This is a genomic window from Allobosea sp. 10L422, assembly GCF_056395345.1.
The window spans coordinates 192,327-211,534 of record NZ_JBFTJI010000003.1; the positions used below are offsets into that span (position 1 = coordinate 192,327).

Consider the following 19,208-nt stretch of genomic DNA (forward strand, 5'->3'; position numbering starts at 1 on the left):
TGCGCTCCTTCGCGAAGGGCCTTCCAAGAGCCGGCGGCGTATCAGCCGGCGGTGATTTTTTGCGCCAGCGGACTGACGTCGCTTTCGGTGAGCGGCGCGGGATTGTCGCTGACGAGATACTGCGCCCGCGCCAGCGCCGCGAAGCGCCCGCCCTTGGCGACGAGCTCGTCGAAGGTGCCCATCTCCTCGACCTGCCCCTGCTCGAAGACAAGGATACGGTCGGCATTGCGGATCGTGGCGAGTCGATGCGCGATGACGAAGGTGGTGCGCCCCTTCATCACCTCTTCCAGCGCCTTCTGCAGCTTCACCTCGGTCGCGGCGTCGAGCGCCGAGGTGGCTTCGTCGAGGATCAGGATCGGCGGGTTCTTGAGCAGCGCGCGGGCGATCGAGATTCGCTGCCGCTCGCCGCCGGAGAGCGTGCGCCCGCGCTCGCCGACGAGAGTGTCGAGGCCATCGGGCTGGCGCGCCATCACCTCGCTCGCCTGGGCCCGGTCGAGCGCCTGCATCAGCTCGGCATCGGTGGCCTCCGGCTTGCCGACCAGCAGGTTCTCGCGGATCGATCGCGCAAACAGCATCGGCTCCTGGAAGACGACGCCGATATTGCGTCGCAGCGAGAGCAGCGAGATGTCGCGTATGTCCAGGCCGTCGACCGTGATCCGCCCCGACTGCGGATCGAAGGCACGGTGCAGCAGCCCGAGCGTGGTCGATTTGCCCGAGCCGGTCGAGCCGACGACCGCGATCGTCTCACCCGGCCGCACCGAGAAGGAGACGTCGCGCACCGCGGTGCGCTTGCCGTCATAGGAAAAGGAGACGTCCTCGAAGGCGACGGCGCCGCTGAGCCGGCCGGGGTCCGGAGCGTTCGGCGGGTCGCGCACGGTCGGCAAAGTGTCGAGCACCTCGAAGAAATCGCGCATCTTCGGCGCCTGCATGAAGATGAAGTTCACGAAGGCGACGATCTGTTCGAGGCGCCCGACCAGCATCGTCGCGAAACCCATGAAGGTGACGATCTCACCGACGGTGGTCTGGCCGTGCATCAGGAGCCAGGTGCCGACGATGAAGATCGCCAGCACCGTCAGCGTGGCCGAGGCCCGCGTCGCGACATTCGCCACCGCCCACCAGGACAGCACCGGCAGCTGCGCATTGAGGAGGTTCGTGATGGTCGAGCGCAGGCCGCGCACCTCGGCCTCGATGCGTGTGAAACTCTGGATCACCGGCACATTGCCGAGCGCATCCGAGGCCCGTTCGGCCAAGCTGGAATGATACGCTTCGACATTGCGCTGGAGTCGGTCGGTCCGGCGCAGCACGAAGGCCGTCAGCGCCCCGAACAGCATGACGAGCGCGATCAGCAGCAGGCCGAGCTGCCAGTTCTTCCAGATGGTGAAGGGCAGCAGCACGAACAGCGCGACGATCGAGGCGCAATGCTCGCGGAAGAAGGAGAGCCAGAGCGCCCACATCGCGCTCGCGCCGTCGAGCATCACCTTGAGCACGCGGCCGGAATGGGTCTGCGTGTGATAAGCGAGCGGCAAGGTCAGCGCATGTTCGAAATACTGGGCCATCACGGCGAGCCGGCGGCGATGGGCCAGCCTGTCGGCATGGAGCGCGACGAAGACGCCGAGCCCGATATTGGTCAGGCCGAAGCCGACCCAGGCAAGGATCAGATAGTCGATGCTGTCCCAGCTCAGCTTGCCGCCGGACGCCTGGATCGTGGTCAGCCGGTCGATCAGCGTGCCGAAGAGCATCGGCTCCGCGAAGGCGACCGCGGCCAGCAGCACATTGGCCAATGCCAGGACGAGGCCCAGCCGCCTTTCGGGGCCGAGCTCGCCGAGGACACGGGCATAGAGCGAAAGAAGCGACATCGCTCCGAGCTTTAGCCGAATGGGCGCGGCGGGCAAGCGGTCAAGCTTAACGGCTCCTTCGAGAGCTGATCATTATCGTTAATCCAGGTCTCGGATGCCGAACGAGATCGCCATCTCCGGCCACAGCGCGACGCCGCGTCCGGGCACCGCGCCGTAAGGCGATCTCTGGGGTCTCTCGATCACCCGCGCCAATGCGGTCCGCGAAATCCTCGCCAATGCCGGCGTGCCGAACGAGCGCTTCTTCTCGGTCCCCGGCAAGGGCGGCACCGAGCCGCTGATCGAGGACAACCCCTACCTGCCCTGTAACCGCCGCGTCGGCATCGTGCTCCGCGCCGACGCGCCGGCCCTGCCGGATGGCCTCAAGCCCTGAGCGTGGAAGGCGAGCCCGTCATTCTCGGGCTTGACCCGAGAATCTCATGACGAAAGGACACTGGTTCCCAAGTTGCCGGGGTCACGCCCGAGCATCTCGGAACACCTCGACCAACGCCTCCGCCGTCACTTCACCCATCGCCATCGCCAGCTTGTAGGCGCGGGTCTTCTTGCCGGGCTCCATCACCAGGATCACCGTCTCGGTGCCCGGACATGCCGGATCGGCGCAGAGAATTTCGTTGACGGCAATCGCCGTGGTCTCGGGCAGGCCGAGCAGTTCCGTGACCTGCGCCTTCAATCGCTCGGCCGCAGCCTTCGCTTGGGCTTTCGCGTCGCCGCCCTTGCGGGCCTCGCTCTTGCCGAAAAGCCCGAAGCGCATGCGGTTCTCAGCTCGGCAGAACGAGCACGCCGGCGGCACCGTCCTCGGCGCCGAAGGCGAGCCGCTTGCCGGCCTTGTCCCAGGCGAAAGCGCTGATGCCGCTGTCGCGCTCCGCGGGCCGCGCCAGCAATTCGGAACCGTCGGTCAGTCGGACCAGCAGGATGCAACCATCGTCATAGCCGATCGCCAGCACCAGAGCGCCCGGATGGAACGCGACGCGGGTGACGCGGGCGCGGCGCACGCCGCATTCGCGCGGCGCCTTGCCCTGCGGCCCATCGCCCTGGAACGGCCAGACGATCGCGCCGTCCGCCCCGCTGGACGCCAGCCAGAGCCCGTCATGCGACCATGACAGCGAACGGGGCTTGGCCGGATAGCCGGTCATCCTCATATGGCCGGGCTTGTCGCCGAGCTTCCAGCCATGCAGCGCATTCTCCTGCATGGAGCTGACGACGAAACGCCCATCCGGCGACCATGCGAGGTCGAGATGCGAGCCCTTCCACTCAAGGAACTCGGGTTTCGCCTCGGTGTTGGGATACCAGAGCGAGACGCCGTTCATCTGGGCGATGGCCAGGCGGTAGCCCTTCGGCGCAAAGACCAGCCCCTGCGGCGTGCTCGCCGCTTCCAACGTGCGGATGCGGCCCTTCTCGTCGCGGGCATGCACGGTCTTGCCGGTGTTCCAGGCGAGATTGCCCGAGGCTGAAAGCGTGATCGCGTCGATCCAGCGGCGCTTGGGGTCTTTCGCCAGCTCCTCCGGCTCGCCCTCGATCCGGGTCGCGACGACGCGCCCGTCATCGCCGCCCGAGATCAGCCTTTCGCCGTCGCCGGTCGCGCAGAGGATGCCCCCCGCATGGGCCTCGACCATGTCGGTCGCGCCGTCGCGCCAACGCAGCACGCGCCCGTCGGCAAGCGCGAGCGCGAGCCCCTGTTTCAGCCAGCGGGCGGCGACGACATGCGCCTCCGCATCAATCGGGGTGACATGCTCGCGCAGCGAGACGGGTTGGGTCATCGTCGTCATGACGCGGCTTTAACTCAGGCCGCGCAGGCTTCAAACCCCCTGCGCAATTCGTTCTCGTTGAGACCGCGCCCGATGAAGACGAGGCGGCTCTCGCGCTTCTCGCCATCCTTCCAGTCACGCTGCAGATCGCCGTCCAGGATCATGTGCACGCCCTGGAAGACGAAGCGGCGCGGCTCGTTCTTGAAGGCGAGGATGCCCTTTGAGCGCAGGATGTTCGGTCCCTGGATCTGGGTGAGGTCGTTGATCCACGGCATGAACTTCTCGGGATCGACCTCGCCCGGAATGGTCAGCGAGATCGAGCGGACATCCTCGGCATGATGGTGATGGTGGCCGGCCTCGAGGAAGTCCGGCTCGATGTCGAGGATGCGGTCGAGGTCGAAGGCGTTGCGGTCGAGCAGAGCAGCAATATCGACATTGGCGCGCTCGGCCTTGTGCAGCTTGGCATAGGGGTTGATGGCGCGGATCGCCGCCTCGACCTCAGCGAGCTCCTCCGGCGTCACCAGATCGGTCTTGTTGAGGATGATGACGTCGGCGAAGGCGATCTGGTTCTTCGCCTCCGGCGCGTCCTTGAGCCGGTCCTTCAGCCACTTCGCGTCGGTCACGGTCACCACCGCGTCGAGACGGGTGGCGTCGCCGACATCCTGATCGACGAAGAAGGTCTGCGCGACCGGCGCGGGATCGGCGAGACCGGTGGTCTCGACGATGATCGCGTCGAACTTGCCCTTGCGCTTCATCAGCCCGTCGAGGATGCGGATCAGGTCGCCGCGCACAGTGCAGCAGATGCAACCATTGTTCATCTCGAAGATTTCCTCGTCGGCGCCGACGATGAGGTCGCCATCGATGCCGGCCTCGCCAAACTCGTTGACGATGACGGCAAATTTCTTGCCGTGGTCCTCGGTCAGGATGCGGTTGAGGAGCGTGGTCTTGCCGGCACCCAGATAGCCGGTGAGCACCGTGACGGGGATTTTTTCGGACATGGTCTGACCTGAATGGCTGTGGGACGCTGGGGACGGCACCGCCCGGTCAGGCCGGGCCGGCGGCGAGCGCCTTCTCGATCTCGCTTATATTGTGCTTCATCATGTCGATGTAAGTCCCCGCCGGGCCCGAGGCGTCGGAAAGCGCATCGGAGTAGAGCGTGCCGCCGATCTTCGCGCCGCTCTCCCGGGCGATCTGCTCGATAAGGCGGGGATTGCTGATGTTCTCCAGGAACACCGCCGGCACCTTCTGCGCCTTCACCTGGCGGATGATGCTGGCGACATCCTTGGCCGAGGCCTCGGATTCGGTCGAGACGCCCTGGGGGGCGATGAAGGCGATGCCATAGGCCTTGATGAAGTAGCCGAAGGCGTCGTGGGTGGTGATCGCCCGGCGCCGATCGGCCGGGATGCGCGCGACCGCTGCCTTGACCTCGCCCTCGACCACGTCGAGCCTGGCGAGATAGGCCGTGGCATTGGCGTCATAGCTCGCCTTGCCGGCCGGGTCGGCGGCGCCGAGCGCATCGCGGATATTGGCGACATAGACGCGGGCATTGGCGATGCTCTGCCAGGCATGCGGATCGTCATGGCCGTGGTCGTGCCCGCCTTTGCCGGATCCTCGGGCCTCGTGCCCTTCCTCGGCCGCCTCGATCGGCTTGATGCCCTTTGTAGCGGTGACGAGCGGGGCCTTCGTGCCGGACGACTTGATCAGCCGCGGCAGCCAGCCTTCGAGATGCAGGCCGTTGATGAAGACGAGTTTCGCCGCCGCGATGGCCTTCGCATCCGCCGGGGTCGGCGAATAAACATGGGCGTCGCCATTCGGCCCGACGAGCGAGGTCACGCTGACCCGCTCGCCGCCGACCTGCTTCACGAAATCGGCCAGCACCGAGAAGCTCGCCACCACCGGCAGCTTCGTGCCCTGCGCGTTCTCCTGCGCGAAAGCGGCGGCGGGCAGCGTGGCGAGGGCGAGCCCCGCGAACAGATAGGCGGCAAGGCTGCGACGGCTGGGCATGAAAGTCTCCGCTCGAATTGAAACGATATAACGTTTCTAGCGTTCGAGATGTGGCCGGATCAAGGCGCGCCGCGCAAGACCGCCCTGCGACCCCAGCAGGAGCGAGAGCAGATAGAGCACGCCGGCGGCCAGGATGATCGCCGGCCCGGCCGGCAGGCTCGAGCCCGCCGCATAGGACACCACCAGCCCGGCATAGCCCGCGACGATGCCGAATCCGGTCGCCAGCAGCAGCAACCGGGTGATGTCGGCCGTCCAGAAGCGGGCGGCCGCGGCCGGCAGCATCATCATGCCGACGGCGAGCAGCGTGCCGAGCGCATTGAAGCCGGCGACGAGGTTGAGCACGACGAGGGCGAGGAAGGTCAGGTGCACGAATCCGCCGGAGCGGCTGACCGAGCGCAGGAAGCCGGGATCGACGCATTCCACCACCAGCGGCCGGTAGAGCGCCGCCAGCGCCGTGAGCGAAACGGTCGCGACACCGGCGAGCAGGATCAGCACGCCGTCGTCGAGCGCGAGCACATTGCCGAAGAGGACGTGCAGCAGGTCGATCGCCGAGCCGCGCAGGGAGACGATGGTGACCCCGAGCGCCAGCGAGATCAGGTAGAAGGCGGCGAGCGAGGCGTCCTCCTTCAACACCGTCGCGCGCGCCACAGCGCCAGCGGCGAGAGCCACCGCAAAGCCGGCCGCGAGCCCGCCGATCGTCATTGCCGGCAGCGAGAAGCCGGCGACGAGGTAGCCCAGCGCCGCTCCGGGCAGGATCGCATGGGCCATGGCATCGCCGGTCAGGCTCATGCGCCGGAGCATCAGGAAGACGCCGATCGGCGCGCCGGAGACAGACAGCGCCGTCACGCCGACGAGCGCGCGGCGCATGAAGTCGAACTCGGCAAAGGGGCCGATGAGGAGATCGTAGAGCACGGGCGCGCCTGTTCCGTCTGTTTCCTCAGCACTCGTCCGGAGGAGCCGCGAAGCGGCGTCTCGAAGGATGTTTCAGCCCGCACTGAAGCATCGTTCGAGACGCAGCCCGAAGACTGTTCCTCAGGGTGAGGGCTTGATCATTTACGCCGCGTCGCGCTGGCAGGGTGCGGCGTGGCTGTCGAAGGCCTCGACCATGCGCCGCGCCTTCAACAGGTTCTCTGGCGTCAGCACCGCGCCGGTCTCGCCCCAGGCGACGACCTCGCGCGCCAGCAGCAGCGTCCGCGGAAAGGCTTGCCGCACCGTTTCGATATCGTGCAGCACGGCGACGACCGTGCGGCTCTCGCCATGCCAGCGCTGCACCAGTTCCAGCAGATCGGCAGTGGTACGCGCATCGATGGCGGTGAAGGGCTCGTCAAGCAGGATGATTTCGGCGTCCTGCAGCAGAAGGCGCGCGAACAGCGCCCGCTGCATCTGCCCGCCGGACAGCGTGCCGATCGGCCGGCGCTCGAAGCCGGTCAGGCCCACAGCCGCGATGGCATGCTCGACCTTGTGCGCAGCACCTGCCCCGATGCGGCCGAAGATGCCCGCCCGGTTCCACAGCCCCATGGCGACGAGGTCGTAGACATGGATCGGGAAGGAGCGGTCGAGATCGGCCGATTGCGGGAGATAGGCGAGCCTCTTGCCTTTGGCGAGCGCAACGCCGCCGGACAGCGGCGCGAGTGCGCCTGCGATGCCCTTGAGCAAGGTGGATTTGCCGGCCCCGTTCGGCCCGACGATGGCGGTCAGGCTCCCGGCCTCGATCTCGCCGGAGAGGTGATGCACCGCGGGATGGCGGTCATAGCCCAGCGTCAGGTCGGTCAGGCGAATGGCGGACATCAACGCTACTCGATCAAAGGATCACGGCCAGCGTCGCCAGCCACAGCAAGGCGACGACGAACCCGGCAAGCCCCAGCCGCGCCGGCGCGGACATCCGCAGCAGCGAAAAACCGGGCCCGATCGCCACGGCATGGGAGTGATCATGGTTCTGCGACGGCATGCGCACTGGTATAATGTTACATTACGCGCAAAGCAATGGCAGCCGGCATGGCCTCCACGAAATCACGGCAAAGGCGCTTGCACTGGGCAAAATTTTGTACTTTATTTGTTCTCATCGGGCCGGGGGGCTTATCATGACGTTGCCAGTGCTTTTGGTCGCGGGCGCGACCTTGCGTGATCTCTTGCGCTTTCCGCTGCGCCATCCCTTGATGGTTCTGGTTGCAACCATATGTGCGATCCCGATCAACTATCGGCTCGTGCTGGTGGATTTGGCCGGGCAGGACGCGCCATCGCTCCAGAATTTCGGGGCGTCGTGGCTGCTGAACGTTTTGTCGGCGATCCTATGGCTGCCCCTTTGCCTCCTCGCAATACGGGAGGTCGTCTCCGGGAGGGCTGTGGATTTCCGGATCGGCGCGCCTTCAGTCGCGAGCTTGCGATATGGCGCTTATAATATCGTGGCGCTCTCGATCATGTTGGTGATTTCAAGCAGCGTCCCGGCATCTCCCGTCATCATGGTTGCGAAGTTGGTTTTCGCGATAGTGTTGAGTTGGCTGCTACTGAGGACGACGCTGGCGTTCAGCGCCCTCGCGCTCGGAAGGCAGGATCTAGGGCTCGCTCAATCCATCGCGAGAACGGGCGGCCTGACATGGCGGCTCCTGGCGGTCGTCGTCTTGCCGGGAGCCGCGACGATGGCGGGCATAGTCGGGATCATGATCGCCATGACAGGCGGCATGGATGTCGCCGATGGCGACGCCTACATTTATCCGCTCACCTTCGCGGGTGTGGCGAGCCAGGTGGTCGTTGTCGGCATCGCGATCGCCGGGGCGCATGTCTATAGCCTGCTGGATGGTACCGTTCCTCAGAACGGGAGATACTGGTAGAGCCAAGTCTCGGTCAGCACCGTATCGCCGGCCTTGAGATAGCAGCGCAACTCGACCGGCTCGCTCCCCCCCACGGCAAGATCGAACTGGGCGCGCCAGTGGCCGGGGACATCGTCAGGCATCGCCTCGGCGAAGATGTAGGAGAAGCTGCCGCGCGAGGCCGAAAGCACCACCTCCGGCTTCACCCCGAAGGGGATCGTCTCCAGCGCCGAGCCGAGGAACTCGACCATGAACTTGCGCACGCCCTTGGGGCGCGCTGTTCCGGGCTGGCCGCCATTTCCCAGCCGTGTCGCGACAACCCGGCCGAGCGTCGTCGGAAACGGTTCGTCGGCGAGCCAGTGCAGCGTGTAGCGGTAGTTGTACGAACTGCCTGCTCTAGCCGAGGCCTCCGGCACCCACATCGCGACGATGTTGTCGTGGATTTCGTCATCGGTCGGGATCTCGATCAGCTGGACGGAGCCCCTCCCCCACTCGCCTTCCGTCTCGACCCAGAGGCTCGGGCGGCGCTCGTAGAATACGCCGTCGAGATAATGCTCGGCTTCGCGATCGCGCTGCATCAGCCCGAAGCCGCGCGGATTGTTGTCGACGAAGGCCGAGGCGATGGTGCGCGGCGGATTGTTGAGCGGCCGCCAGGCGCGCTCGCCCGGGCCCGTCCACAGCGCAAGCCCGTCGGAATCATGGACCTCCGGGCGCCAATCGATCGCCGTCGGCTTCAACGTCTCGGAATACCAGAACATCGAGGTCAGCGGTGCGATGCCGAGCCGCTCGACGTCCTTGCGCAGATGGATTGAGGTTTCGATCTCCATGGTGACGCCCTTGCCGCGATGCATGCGGAAGCGATAGGCGCCCGCCACGCTCGGCCCCGAGAGCAGCGCATAGACCGTGACATATTCGGCGCCGTCCTTCGGCGTCTCCAGCCAGATATGGGTAAAGTCGGGGAATTCCTCCGACCGGCCGGCGACTGCCGGGTCGATGGCGAGGCCACGCGCCGAGAGGCCGTACTGGTAGAGCTCGCCGATGGCACGGAAATAGGATGCGCCGAGGAAGGCGACCCAGTCGTTTTTCTTCCAGTCGAGCGTCTCGCCCTTGGGGCCGGGTTGGCCACTGCGGCTCTCCTGGAAGCGGAAGCCGGCGAAACCGGCCCCGGTCGGCAGCCCGCGCGCCGGCGAGTCGGCCGGCATTTCGAAATAGCTCTCGTCGTAGATGATCTCGCGCGCTCGGCCAGCCTCGACGACATGCATCCGCACCGGCTTCTGGAAATAGCGGCCGAGATGGAAGAAGGTCACCGGCCAGGGCGACGGTCCGTTCGCCCACAGCGCCATCTCCGGCTTGAACCTGATCTTGCCGTGCGCGTCGTAATCGATCCGCTGCAGCACATCCGGCCGCGGGCTCGGCGGCGGCTGATAAGCCTGCGCGGCCATCTGCTTCGCCCGCACCTTCAATGCCTCGAAGGTGAAATCCTCGGCCTCTCCAAGTTTGAGCCCTTGCTGAGCCAGCGCCTCTGGCGTGAACCCCAACGCCGCCAGTGTCGCCGTGGCACCCGCACCTGCGAGAAGAGTCCGTCGGTCGAGGCGAAGCCCCTGGCTGCTACCCTGCTCGGCACGGTCGTACATGTCGTTCCTGTCAGCTCGTTGCTCGGATGCCCCGGCCGCCGTCCCCAGGAGGGCGGGCGCCAGTGCAACCCCAGAGATAGGCAGCCGATCATGGCGAAACCAGTCCGTGGGCTTGGGCTAAAGACGGAACGCGGCAGACCCGGTTGAGCTTTCCCTTTCGTCGGCACCGTGCTCTAAAAACGCGATCAATCGGCCGGATGAGCCGAAGCGACGTTCAGGGAGATGTCATGAAAGCACTGTTCCGCAACAATCGTCTGGCCGGCTTCGCCGCCGCCGTCCTCATAGCTGCGGCTCCCGCGGCCGCTCGCGCCGAGGAATTCGTCAACATCCTGACCGGCGGCACCTCCGGCGTCTATTATCCGATGGGCGTCGCGCTCTCGAAAATCTACGGCGAGAAAGTGCCCGGCACCCGGCCGACCGTTCAAGCGACGAAGGCCTCGGTCGAGAATCTCGTGCTGCTGCAGCAGGGCAAGGGCGAGATAGCCTTCACCCTCGGCGATTCGCTCGATGCCGCCTGGAAGGGCGAGGAAGAAGCCGGCTTCAAGGCACCGCTGAAGAAGCTGCGCGGCGTTACCGCGATCTATCCGAACTACGTCCAGATCGTTGCCTCGAAGGATAGCGGCATCAAGACGCTGGCCGACCTCAAGGGCAAGCGCCTCTCGGTCGGCGCGCCGAAGTCCGGCACCGAGCTCAATGCCCGCGCCATCCTCGCCGCCGCCGGCATCACCTACAAGGATCTCGGCAAGATCGAGTACCTGCCCTTCGCCGAGTCGGTCGAGCTGATGAAGAACCGCCAGCTCGACGCCACCCTGCAATCGGCCGGGCTCGGCGTCGCTTCGCTGCGCGACCTCGCGACCTCCGTCGAGATCACAGTCGTGGAGGTGCCGGCCGCGACGGTCGACAAGGCGGGTTCTCCCTTCATCAAGGCGACCATCCCGGCCAATACCTATACCGGCCAGAGCGCGCCGGTTCAGACCGCGGCGGTCGTCAACTACCTTGTGACGCATGAGGGCGTGAAGGAAGACCTCGTCTACCAGATGACCAAGGCGATGTACGAGAATCTGGGCGACCTCGCCGCCGCTCATGCGGCCGGCAAAGCGATCAAGCTGGAAACCGCGCTGGAAGGCATGCCGATCCCGCTGCATCCGGGCGCCGCAAGGTACTTCAAGGAAAAGGGCCTGAAGGTCGGCTCCTGAGCCGCCTGAAAAGCCGTAGTCGCGGGCGGGGCCTCGGGGCCTCGCCCTTTTGTCTGGCGGGTGGACCCAGCGCATGAGCGAAGACAAGCATAAGCCCCTGGTCGTGCCGGATACCGGCGGCGTCCCTGTCGAGACGCAGCAGCCGATCGTCGATCCCGAGCACGGCCTGCCGCCCGGCTTCGGCCCGGGCTGGCCCGGACGCCTGCTGTTTTGGATCGCGGTAGCGTTCTCGCTCTTCCAGATCGCAACCGCCTTCAACGTCCCGCTCGATCATCGCTTTGCAGGCGTCGACATCATTGATCTGCTGCGCGCCACCATCGTTCTCTGGCTCGTCGCGATCCTGGCCCAGGCCGCACGCGGCAGGGCCTGGGCTGAGATGCTGCTGGCCTGGATTCCGATGGCGGTCGTCGTCGAACTGCTCGCGCGGTTCGGCGGTTCGGTGCCCAATCAGATCCTGCGCACCCTTCATGTCGGGATGCTCTGCCTGGTGGCTGGCGGCCTGCTTGCCCAGCACAAGAGTCATTCGCGCATGAGCGCAGCGATTGGCTGGGCGCTGGCCATCGCCGGCTTCGGCATCGGCCTCTATCACTGGTTCTTCTACGAGGACCTGGTCGCCCGCGCCGGCGAGGTCACGCAGGCCGATCTCGTTGTAGGCATCGCTGCGATCGCCGTCCTCTTCCTGATCTGCTGGCGTTTCATGGGCCCGGCCCTCCCGATCGTCGCCGGCCTGTTCCTCGCCTATTGCCTGCTCGGCAACTACCTGCCCTCGCCGCTGAACCACCGCGGCTACTCCCTGGAGCAGGTGATCGAGCATATGTCGTTCGGCACCGAGGGCATCTACGCGACGCCAACCGGCGTCTCGGCGACCTTCATCTTCCTGTTCATCCTGTTCGGATCGTTCCTGGAGCGGGCGGGCATGATCCAGCTCTTCACCGACGTCGCGATGGGCCTGTTCGGCAGCGCCCGCGGCGGCCCGGCCAAGGTCGCGGTCTTCTCCTCGGCGCTGATGGGCACGATTTCGGGGTCCGGCGTCGCCAACGTCGTTTCGACCGGCCAGTTCACGATTCCCCTGATGAAGCGCTTCGGCTATCGCGCCGCCTTCGCCGGCGGCGTCGAGGCGACGGCCTCGATGGGCGGCCAGATCATGCCGCCCGTGATGGGCGCCGTCGCCTTCATCATGGCCGAGACCATCGACGTGCCCTATGCCGCCGTGGTCCAGGCCGCCATCGTCCCCGCCATCCTCTACTACGCCGCGGCCTTCCTCGCCGTGCATCTCGAAGCCGGCAAGCGGGGGCTCATCGGCATGCCCCGCTCGACATTGCCGAGCGCGGGCAAGGCCCTGACCGAGAAATGGTATCTGATCCTGCCGCTCGCGGTGCTCGTCTACCTGCTCTTCGCAGGCTACACGCCGCTCTTCTCGGGTTCGGTCGGCCTTGCGCTCACCGTCGTCCTCATCCTCGGCGGCTCGTTTGCGCTGGGCATCGGGCCGGTCGCCATGCGCGTGCTGTTCTGGGTCGGGCTTGGCCTGCTCTGCGGGCTGTTCTTCTGGTACGGCATCCTCGTCATCGTCGCGATGGTCGTCGGTCTCATCCTCGCGAACCTCTTCAGCAAGGGTGGCGCGGAGACGGTCGCAGCCTGCCGCGAGGCGCTGGCCGATGGCGCGCGTCAGGCGATCCCCGTCGGCGTCGCCTGCGCGATCGTCGGCATCGTCATCGGCACGATGACCCTCACCGGTGTGGGCACGATCTTCGGCAATGCGGTGGTCGCTGTCGGACGGGATTCGCTGTTCCTCGCGCTGATCCTGACGATGGTCGTCAGCTTGATCCTGGGCATGGGCATCCCGACGATTCCGAACTACATCATCACCTCCTCGCTGGCCGCGCCGATCCTGCTCAAGCTCGGCGTGCCGCTGATCGTCAGCCACATGTTCGTCTTCTATTTCGGGATCATGGCGGATCTGACGCCGCCGGTTGCGCTTGCCGCCTTCGCGGCGGCACCGATTGCCAAGGAGTCCGGCTTCAAGATCGGCTTCCAGGCTATCAAGATCGCAATGGCCGGCTTCGTGATCCCGTTCATGGCCGTCTACGACCCCGCCCTGATGTTGCAGCCGGTGCAGGGCCTGAGCGGCTTAGCCTATACGGGCGCGGCTACCTACATCATCGGCAAGGCGCTGCTCGCCATCTTCCTATGGGGCGCGGCCACGATCGGCTTCATGAAACGCGATCTGGTGGTGTGGGAGCGGCTGCTGTCCGCCGCAGCCGCCTTATCCCTCGTTCTGGCCCTGCCGGTCACCGACGAGGTCGGCTTTGCGCTCGCGGCATTGATGATCGGCCAGCATCTATGGCGCGCGCGCGGCGCACCTGCCATCGCATGAGCCTGTGCCTCGCGGCCGGCGCGCTCGTCGTCGTGCTCGGCCGCGACGAAATCACGCTGGGCTGGCGCCATTCGGTGCAGAAGACGCTGTGGGCGGAGGTCTGGCGGGAAACGCCCGCCGGGCTCGAGATTGTCGAGGCCCGCATCGAAGGCTCGGGGGCCGGCATGGACCCGCCCGACGGCGCGAAGCTGATCGACGGCTTCTGGCGCTGGCGCCCGGCTCTGCCGCCGCAGAAGGAGGTGGTGATGCGCCGTTCGGGCGCGACCGCCGACTGGCGCCTCTGCAGCGCCGGTCGGTGCCGTTCCATGGGAGACTACATGCCTGCCGAGGCCGACCCGGTCACGTTGAAGATTTGCGATTGAACGGCACCGTTATTCTCGGGCGCAGCGGAGCGAAGACCCGAGAATATCAGGACGGGAAGGCTCTGGCTTCCGAGATGCTCGGGCCGATCCCGAGCATGACGCCGTCTCAGTCGACCTCGGTCAGGTGCTCGATCTTGAGCATCCGCCGCATCAGGTTGAGCAGACCGTAGGCCGCGAAGACCGAGAAGATCGCCATCATGATGTATTCGAAGATGGCGCCGAGATCGAACAGGCCAGCCAGCGCCCAGCCGGCCGCCAGCGCCACGCCGAAGAGCTCGACGGCGATCAGGATCCCGAACGAGGAGACCATGATCAGGTTGCGCCAGTTCATATGCCGTCCGGCCATGCTGTCCTTCCTTCACGCGCAGGCCGCCTAACGCCGCCATGCGCCCTAGGCACCTAGCGGAGCTTGCCGCCCCATGCAACAAATTCGCGCCCCGAGAGGCTGTTATGAACCATGGAAGGGGATTGAATGAGGTCAAAACGGCAGAGATGGGAGGAGCATTGCGCCGCCGATACCGCTGGTATCGGCAAGCGATGGGACGCTGCAGCTCTGCCGTTTTCACCTCACCCGCAGGGCGCACCGCTTTTGCGCGACTGCAACGTCGTTCTTCGTAGCAAGCCGAAAGGCTTGCGTCCTCGAACTCCTTGCATTCGCGCAAAATCGCCTGCGTCAAATCCCCTTCCATGGTTCATAACAGCCTCTAGCCCCCAGATGGGCATGATTCCGGAGCTTGAAAAGCCCTGATGCTGGATACGCCTGTCTTCGCCTCCGCCGCCGTGGCAGCGCCTCACCGCCTCGCCTCCGAAGCGGGGCGGGCCATTCTCGCCGAGGGCGGCAACGCTATCGAGGCCATGGTCGCCATGGCCGCGACGATCGCGGTAGTCTACCCGCATATGAACGCGATCGGCGGCGACGGCTTCTGGCTGGTGCATGAGCCGGGCGGCCGCCTGCACGGTATCGAGGCCTGCGGCCCGGCCGGCTCTCTCGCCACGATCGAACGCTACCGCGGCAAGGGCTACGACGCCATTCCCTCGCGCGGGCCGGAAGCGGCGCTCACCGTTGCGGGCGCCGTCGGCGGCTGGCAGCTTGCGCTCGATCTCGCGCGCTCGCTCGGCGGGCGCCTTCCGCTCCGCGAATTGCTGGCCGATGCTGTCAGCCATTGCCGCGAGGGCTACGCGGTTTCGGAGTCCGAACTCGGCAACAAGCCCAACGAGCAGGAAGCCCTGAAGGCAGCGCCTGGCTTCGTTTCCAATTTCTGGGTAGACGGCGCCCCTCCCAAGCCCGGCGCCCGCCGCAGGCCGGAAGCGCTCGGCGCCGCCCTGCAACAGCTCGCCGATGCCGGGCTCGACGATTTCTATCGCGGCGATGTCGGCCGCGAGATCGCCGCCGACCTCGAACGCATCGGCGCGCCCGTCACCCGCGCCGATCTCGAACGCTATCGCGCGCGGAGCGTCGCGCCTCTGACGCTGAAGCTGCCCGGCCTCACCGTTTCGAACCTGCCGCCACCGACGCAGGGGCTGGCCTCGCTGATGATCCTCGGCATCTTCGAGCGGCTCGGCGCCACCAAGCTCGACAGCTTCGAGCATCATCACGGTCTGATCGAGGCGACGAAACGCGCCTTCGCCATCCGCGACCGCTACGTCACCGACCCGGCCGAGCTCGATCATCCGCCCGCCGACTTCCTGACCGATGCCGCGCTCATGCGCGAGGCGGCAGCCGTCGACAGGAAGCGGGCGGCGAAGCTGCCGCTGCGCAATGGCGACGGCGACACGATCTGGATGGGCGCCATCGACGGTAAGGGCCTCGCCGTCTCCTATATCCAGTCGATCTACTGGGAATACGGCTCCGGCTGCGTGCTGCCGATGACCGGCATCCACTGGCAGAACCGCGGCGTCTCGTTCTCGCTCGACAGGAATGCCGCCAACCCGCTGAGGCCCGGCCGCAAGCCCTTCCACACGCTGAACCCGGCCTTCGCCCGCTTCGACGACGGGCGCATCCTGCCCTATGGCTCGATGGGCGGCGACGGCCAGCCCCAGTTCCAGGCGCAGATCCTGACCCGCTACCGCGCCGGCCAGAACCTCGCCACGGCGGTCGATGCGCCGCGCTGGCTCTTCGGCAAGACCTGGGGCGCCGGCTCGACCAGTCTCAAATTCGAGAGCCGCTTCGATTCCTCGTTGCTGGAACGGCTCGATGCCGCCGGCCATCCCGTCGAGGAGAGCGGCCTGGCCTATTCCGAGGGCTTCGGCCATGCCGGCATGCTGGTGAAGCACGCCAAGGGCCATGTCGAGGCAGTGCACGACCCGCGTTCGGACGGCGATGCAAGGGGGATCTGACGCATGACCTTTGACGATCCGTTCCGCTGCTTCGTTCCCTATCCCGATGCGCCGGTGAAACATGCCGTCGCGGGGCCCCTTGCCGGGCTGACGCTCGCGGTGAAGGACCTCTTCGACGTCAAGGGCTATCCGACGGGGGCGGGTTCGCCGCTGGTGCTGGCGCAGTCCGGCATCAAGACGAAGACGGCGCCGATCGTGAAGGACCTGCTTCAGGCCGGCGCCCGCTTCGTCGGCAAGACCCACACCGACGAACTCGCCTTCTCTCTCAACGGCCAGAACGCGCATTTCGGCTCGCCGATCAATCCGGCAGCGCCGGAGCGGATCACCGGCGGCTCCTCCTGCGGCTCCATGGCGGCGGTGGCCGGGCGCCTCGTCGATATCGCCCTGGGCTCAGACACCGGCGGGTCGGTTCGGGCGCCCGCGAGCTATGGCGGCCTCTTCGGCATCCGCCCGACCCATGGCCGGCTTTCGCTGAAGCGGGTTTGGCCGCTGGCGGAGAGCCTCGACACGCCCGGCTGGTTCGCCCGCGACGGCGAGGTCTTCGCCCGTGTCTCCAACACGCTGTTCGATCTGGATCGGACCGAGCTGCCGGAAACCCCGCGCCTCATCATCGCCGACGACATGTTCGCCCAGGCCATCCCCGAGGCCGAGACGATCTTGCGCAATGTCGTGCAGCGCACGATTCCCGAGCTTGGCCAGCCCGAAGGCGTCAAGCTCGTCCGTGATCTCGACGCGCTCTACTGGGCCTTCCGCTGGATCCAGGGCCGCGAAGCCTGGTTGTCGGACGGCGCCATGATCGAGCGCTTCGCCCCGCCGCTGGGGCCGGGAGTGAAGGAGCGCTTCATCTTCTCGAAAGCGGTGACCGACGCCGAATATGCGCGTGGCGAAGCGACCCGCAAAACCTTCCGCGCCAGGCTTACGCGCCTTCTCGGCCGGGACGGCGTGCTGATCCTGCCGACCATGCCCGACATCGCCCCGTTGATCGCGGCGAAAGAGGCGGAGCTGGAGGATTTCCGCAACCGTGCACTGCGGCTGCTCTGCCTCTCCGGCCTGTCGGGCTTCCCGCAGGTCACCATCCCCGTGGCGCAGCGCGAGGGCGCGCCGCTGGGCCTGTCGCTGATCGGCCCGAAAGGTTCCGATCGCTCCCTCGTCGCCTTCGCGGTACGCTACGAACGCGCCGCACGCATCCGGATCGCCTGAGAGGATTTCGCCATGGGCGGACATCACCACCACGATCACGACCACCACGACAACCACTTCACCGCCATCGAAGCGCGGGTGAAGGCGCTGGAAACGCTGATGGTCGAGAAGGGCTATGTCGACCCGGCCGCGCTCGACGCCATCATCGACACCTACGAAACCAAGATCGGCCCTCGCGACGGCGCCCGCATCGTCGCCAAGGCCTGGACCGACCCGGCCTTCGCCGAGCGCCTGAAGGCGGACGGCACGGCGGCAGCAGCCGAACTCGGCTATGGCGGGCGCGGCGGCGAGCATATCGTCGCCTGCTTCAACACGCCCGAGCAGCACAACCTCATCGTCTGCACGCTCTGCTCCTGCTATCCGTGGCCCGTACTGGGGCTGCCGCCAGTCTGGTACAAATCCCCGCCCTATCGCGCCAAGGCGGTGATCGATCCGCGCGGCACGATCGCCGATTTCGGCGTGACGCTGCCAGAGGGCCAGCGCATCCGCGTCTGGGATTCGACGGCCGAGACCCGCTTCATCGTCATCCCTATGCGCCCCGCCGGAACCGAGGGCTGGAGCGAGGAAAAGCTCGCCGGCATCGTCACGCGCGATTCGATGATCGGCACCGGTCTGCCGAAGGTGGAGGACGCCGCATGAACAGCGCCCATGATCTCGGCGGCCAGATGGCCTTCGGCCCGGTCGTTCCCGAGCCGAACGAGCCGGTCTTCCATGGCGACTGGGAAAAGCGCGTGCTCGCCATCAATGTCGCGGCCGGCGCGATGGGCGCCTGGACAATCGACGAGATCCGCCACGCCCGCGAAAGCCTGCCACCCGCACAATATCTTTCCTCGACCTATTACGAGATCTGGCTCGCCGCGCTCGACAAGGTGCTGGTCAAGCACCGCTTCCTGAGCGCCGACGAGCTCGCCAGCGGCAAGCCGGCGCCCGAACGCCGCGAGCCCAAGCGCGTGCTCAAGGGCGAGGAGGTCGCCGGCGTCCTGCGCCGCGGCTTCCCCTATGAGCGCGAGGCCGCAGCGCCGGCGCGCTTCGCCGTGGGCGACAAGGTCCGCACCATCGTGATGCACCCGCAGCACCATACCCGCCTGCCGCGCTATGCCCGCGGCAAGGAAGGTGCGATCGAACGCATCGTCGGCTGCCACGTCTTCCCCGATACCGGCTCGCAGGGCCTGCCCGAGACGGCGCAGTGGCTTTACACGGTAGTGTTCACCGGTCCGGAGCTCTGGGGTCGCGATGCCGACCCGACCTCCACCGTCAGCATCGAGGCCTGGGAGAGCTATCTTGAGCCGGCCTGAGACCGATCTGGCGGCGGCTCTCGCCGCCGACACCCCGATCCCCCGCGATGCCGAAGGCCCGGTCTTCGCCGAGCCCTGGCAGGCCCAAGCCTTTGCCCTCGTCGTGGCCCTCCAGAACAGGGGCGTCTTCACGGCGGATGAATGGGCGCAGACGCTCGGCGCGGAAATCCGCGAAGCGCTGGCGGCCGGCGGTTGCCGCGACGGCTCGGATTATTACGAGCGCTGGTGCGAGGCGCTGGAGCATCTATTGATCGAGAGGGGCCTGACCTCCCATGACGGCGTCGACGCGCTCGCCGCCGCCTGGGCCCGCGCCGCCGAGGCGACGCCGCACGGAAAGCCGATCCTGCTGGAGAATGACCCGCTGCGTTAGTTCGCCGTCATGCTCGGGCTTGACCCGAGTA

20 protein-coding genes are annotated in these 19,208 nt (G+C 66.6%); 10 read left to right on the forward strand and 10 right to left on the reverse strand.

Annotated elements, in window-relative coordinates; translation table 11 throughout:
- Positions 1 to 41 precede the first annotated feature (41 nt).
- A complete protein-coding gene (locus tag AC1DEZ_RS09140; protein WP_476779506.1) occupies positions 42 to 1,856 on the reverse strand; it encodes a glucan ABC transporter ATP-binding protein/ permease in 1,815 nt (604 codons plus the stop codon).
- A gap of 223 nt (positions 1,857 to 2,079) precedes the next feature.
- On the opposite strand from AC1DEZ_RS09140, the gene AC1DEZ_RS09145 reads away from it, so the two are divergent.
- On the forward strand, positions 2,080 to 2,226 hold the full coding sequence (locus tag AC1DEZ_RS09145; protein WP_476779507.1) for a hypothetical protein: 147 nt from the start codon (positions 2,080 to 2,082) through the stop codon (positions 2,224 to 2,226).
- Positions 2,227 to 2,307: 81 nt separating this feature from the next.
- Here AC1DEZ_RS09145 and AC1DEZ_RS09150 read toward each other — a convergent pair whose 3' ends face one another.
- The 7 genes from AC1DEZ_RS09150 to AC1DEZ_RS09180 all read right to left on the reverse strand — a co-directional run bounded on the left by AC1DEZ_RS09150 (position 2,308) and on the right by AC1DEZ_RS09180 (position 7,550).
- Entirely contained in the window at positions 2,308 to 2,604 is a 297-nt protein-coding gene (locus AC1DEZ_RS09150; RefSeq protein ID WP_476779508.1) for a hypothetical protein, read from the reverse strand.
- 7 nt (positions 2,605 to 2,611) lie between these two features.
- Positions 2,612 to 3,619, reverse strand: coding sequence for a WD40 repeat domain-containing protein (locus AC1DEZ_RS09155; protein ID WP_476779509.1), 1,008 nt, complete (start codon positions 3,617 to 3,619; stop codon positions 2,612 to 2,614).
- Between the two features lie 14 nt (positions 3,620 to 3,633).
- Positions 3,634 to 4,596: a CobW family GTP-binding protein gene (locus tag AC1DEZ_RS09160; protein ID WP_441511707.1), complete on the reverse strand. Its 963-nt coding sequence runs from the start codon at positions 4,594 to 4,596 to the stop codon at positions 3,634 to 3,636.
- 46 nt (positions 4,597 to 4,642) lie between these two features.
- Entirely contained in the window at positions 4,643 to 5,602 is a 960-nt protein-coding gene (locus AC1DEZ_RS09165) for a metal ABC transporter substrate-binding protein (RefSeq protein ID WP_441511706.1), read from the reverse strand.
- Positions 5,603 to 5,638: 36 nt separating this feature from the next.
- A complete protein-coding gene (locus AC1DEZ_RS09170; RefSeq protein ID WP_476779669.1) occupies positions 5,639 to 6,469 on the reverse strand; it encodes a metal ABC transporter permease in 831 nt (276 codons plus the stop codon).
- Between the two features lie 186 nt (positions 6,470 to 6,655).
- Positions 6,656 to 7,390, reverse strand: coding sequence for a zinc ABC transporter ATP-binding protein AztA (gene aztA, locus AC1DEZ_RS09175; protein WP_476779510.1), 735 nt, complete (start codon positions 7,388 to 7,390; stop codon positions 6,656 to 6,658).
- A gap of 13 nt (positions 7,391 to 7,403) precedes the next feature.
- Positions 7,404 to 7,550, reverse strand: coding sequence for a hypothetical protein (locus tag AC1DEZ_RS09180; protein ID WP_441511704.1), 147 nt, complete (start codon positions 7,548 to 7,550; stop codon positions 7,404 to 7,406).
- Between the two features lie 13 nt (positions 7,551 to 7,563).
- On the opposite strand from AC1DEZ_RS09180, the gene AC1DEZ_RS09185 reads away from it, so the two are divergent.
- On the forward strand, positions 7,564 to 8,430 hold the full coding sequence (locus AC1DEZ_RS09185) for a hypothetical protein (protein ID WP_476779511.1): 867 nt from the start codon (positions 7,564 to 7,566) through the stop codon (positions 8,428 to 8,430).
- On the opposite strand, the gene AC1DEZ_RS09190 is transcribed toward AC1DEZ_RS09185, so the two are convergent.
- Complete coding sequence (locus AC1DEZ_RS09190) at positions 8,409 to 10,043, reverse strand: OpgD/OpgG family glucan biosynthesis protein (protein WP_476779512.1); 1,635 nt, start codon at positions 10,041 to 10,043, stop codon at positions 8,409 to 8,411. The genes AC1DEZ_RS09185 and AC1DEZ_RS09190 overlap by 22 nt on opposite strands.
- A gap of 227 nt (positions 10,044 to 10,270) precedes the next feature.
- Here AC1DEZ_RS09190 and AC1DEZ_RS09195 point away from each other — a divergent pair, with 227 nt between their 5' ends.
- From AC1DEZ_RS09195 to AC1DEZ_RS09205, 3 genes are all read left to right on the forward strand, one after another.
- Positions 10,271 to 11,239, forward strand: a complete 969-nt coding sequence (locus tag AC1DEZ_RS09195) for a TAXI family TRAP transporter solute-binding subunit (RefSeq protein WP_441511701.1) — start codon at positions 10,271 to 10,273, stop codon at positions 11,237 to 11,239.
- Positions 11,240 to 11,312: 73 nt separating this feature from the next.
- Positions 11,313 to 13,613 (forward strand): TRAP transporter permease, encoded by a 2,301-nt coding sequence (locus tag AC1DEZ_RS09200; RefSeq protein ID WP_476779513.1) that lies wholly within the window; start codon positions 11,313 to 11,315, stop codon positions 13,611 to 13,613.
- The gene (locus AC1DEZ_RS09205) at positions 13,580 to 13,975 is read left to right on the forward strand and encodes a DUF1850 domain-containing protein (RefSeq protein WP_476779514.1); all 396 of its coding nucleotides are present in this window, start codon (positions 13,580 to 13,582) and stop codon (positions 13,973 to 13,975) included. Before AC1DEZ_RS09200 ends, AC1DEZ_RS09205 begins: the two co-directional genes overlap by 34 nt.
- A 106-nt stretch (positions 13,976 to 14,081) precedes the next feature.
- Here AC1DEZ_RS09205 and AC1DEZ_RS09210 read toward each other — a convergent pair whose 3' ends face one another.
- Complete coding sequence (locus AC1DEZ_RS09210; RefSeq protein WP_441469324.1) at positions 14,082 to 14,321, reverse strand: hypothetical protein; 240 nt, start codon at positions 14,319 to 14,321, stop codon at positions 14,082 to 14,084.
- Between the two features lie 401 nt (positions 14,322 to 14,722).
- On the opposite strand from AC1DEZ_RS09210, the gene AC1DEZ_RS09215 reads away from it, so the two are divergent.
- The 5 genes from AC1DEZ_RS09215 to AC1DEZ_RS09235 are packed head-to-tail and all read left to right on the forward strand — an operon-like array spanning position 14,723 to position 19,177.
- On the forward strand, positions 14,723 to 16,312 hold the full coding sequence (locus tag AC1DEZ_RS09215; protein WP_476779515.1) for a gamma-glutamyltransferase family protein: 1,590 nt from the start codon (positions 14,723 to 14,725) through the stop codon (positions 16,310 to 16,312).
- Positions 16,313 to 16,315: 3 nt separating this feature from the next.
- Entirely contained in the window at positions 16,316 to 17,512 is a 1,197-nt protein-coding gene (locus AC1DEZ_RS09220) for an amidase (protein WP_476779516.1), read from the forward strand.
- 12 nt (positions 17,513 to 17,524) lie between these two features.
- Entirely contained in the window at positions 17,525 to 18,151 is a 627-nt protein-coding gene (nthA, locus tag AC1DEZ_RS09225; RefSeq protein WP_441511696.1) for a nitrile hydratase subunit alpha, read from the forward strand.
- Positions 18,148 to 18,807, forward strand: a complete 660-nt coding sequence (gene nthB / locus AC1DEZ_RS09230) for a nitrile hydratase subunit beta (protein ID WP_441511695.1) — start codon at positions 18,148 to 18,150, stop codon at positions 18,805 to 18,807. Before nthA ends, nthB begins: the two co-directional genes overlap by 4 nt.
- A complete protein-coding gene (locus tag AC1DEZ_RS09235) occupies positions 18,794 to 19,177 on the forward strand; it encodes a nitrile hydratase accessory protein (RefSeq protein ID WP_476779517.1) in 384 nt (127 codons plus the stop codon). The genes nthB and AC1DEZ_RS09235 overlap by 14 nt, the downstream gene beginning before the upstream one ends.
- Positions 19,178 to 19,208: the final 31 nt, after the last annotated feature.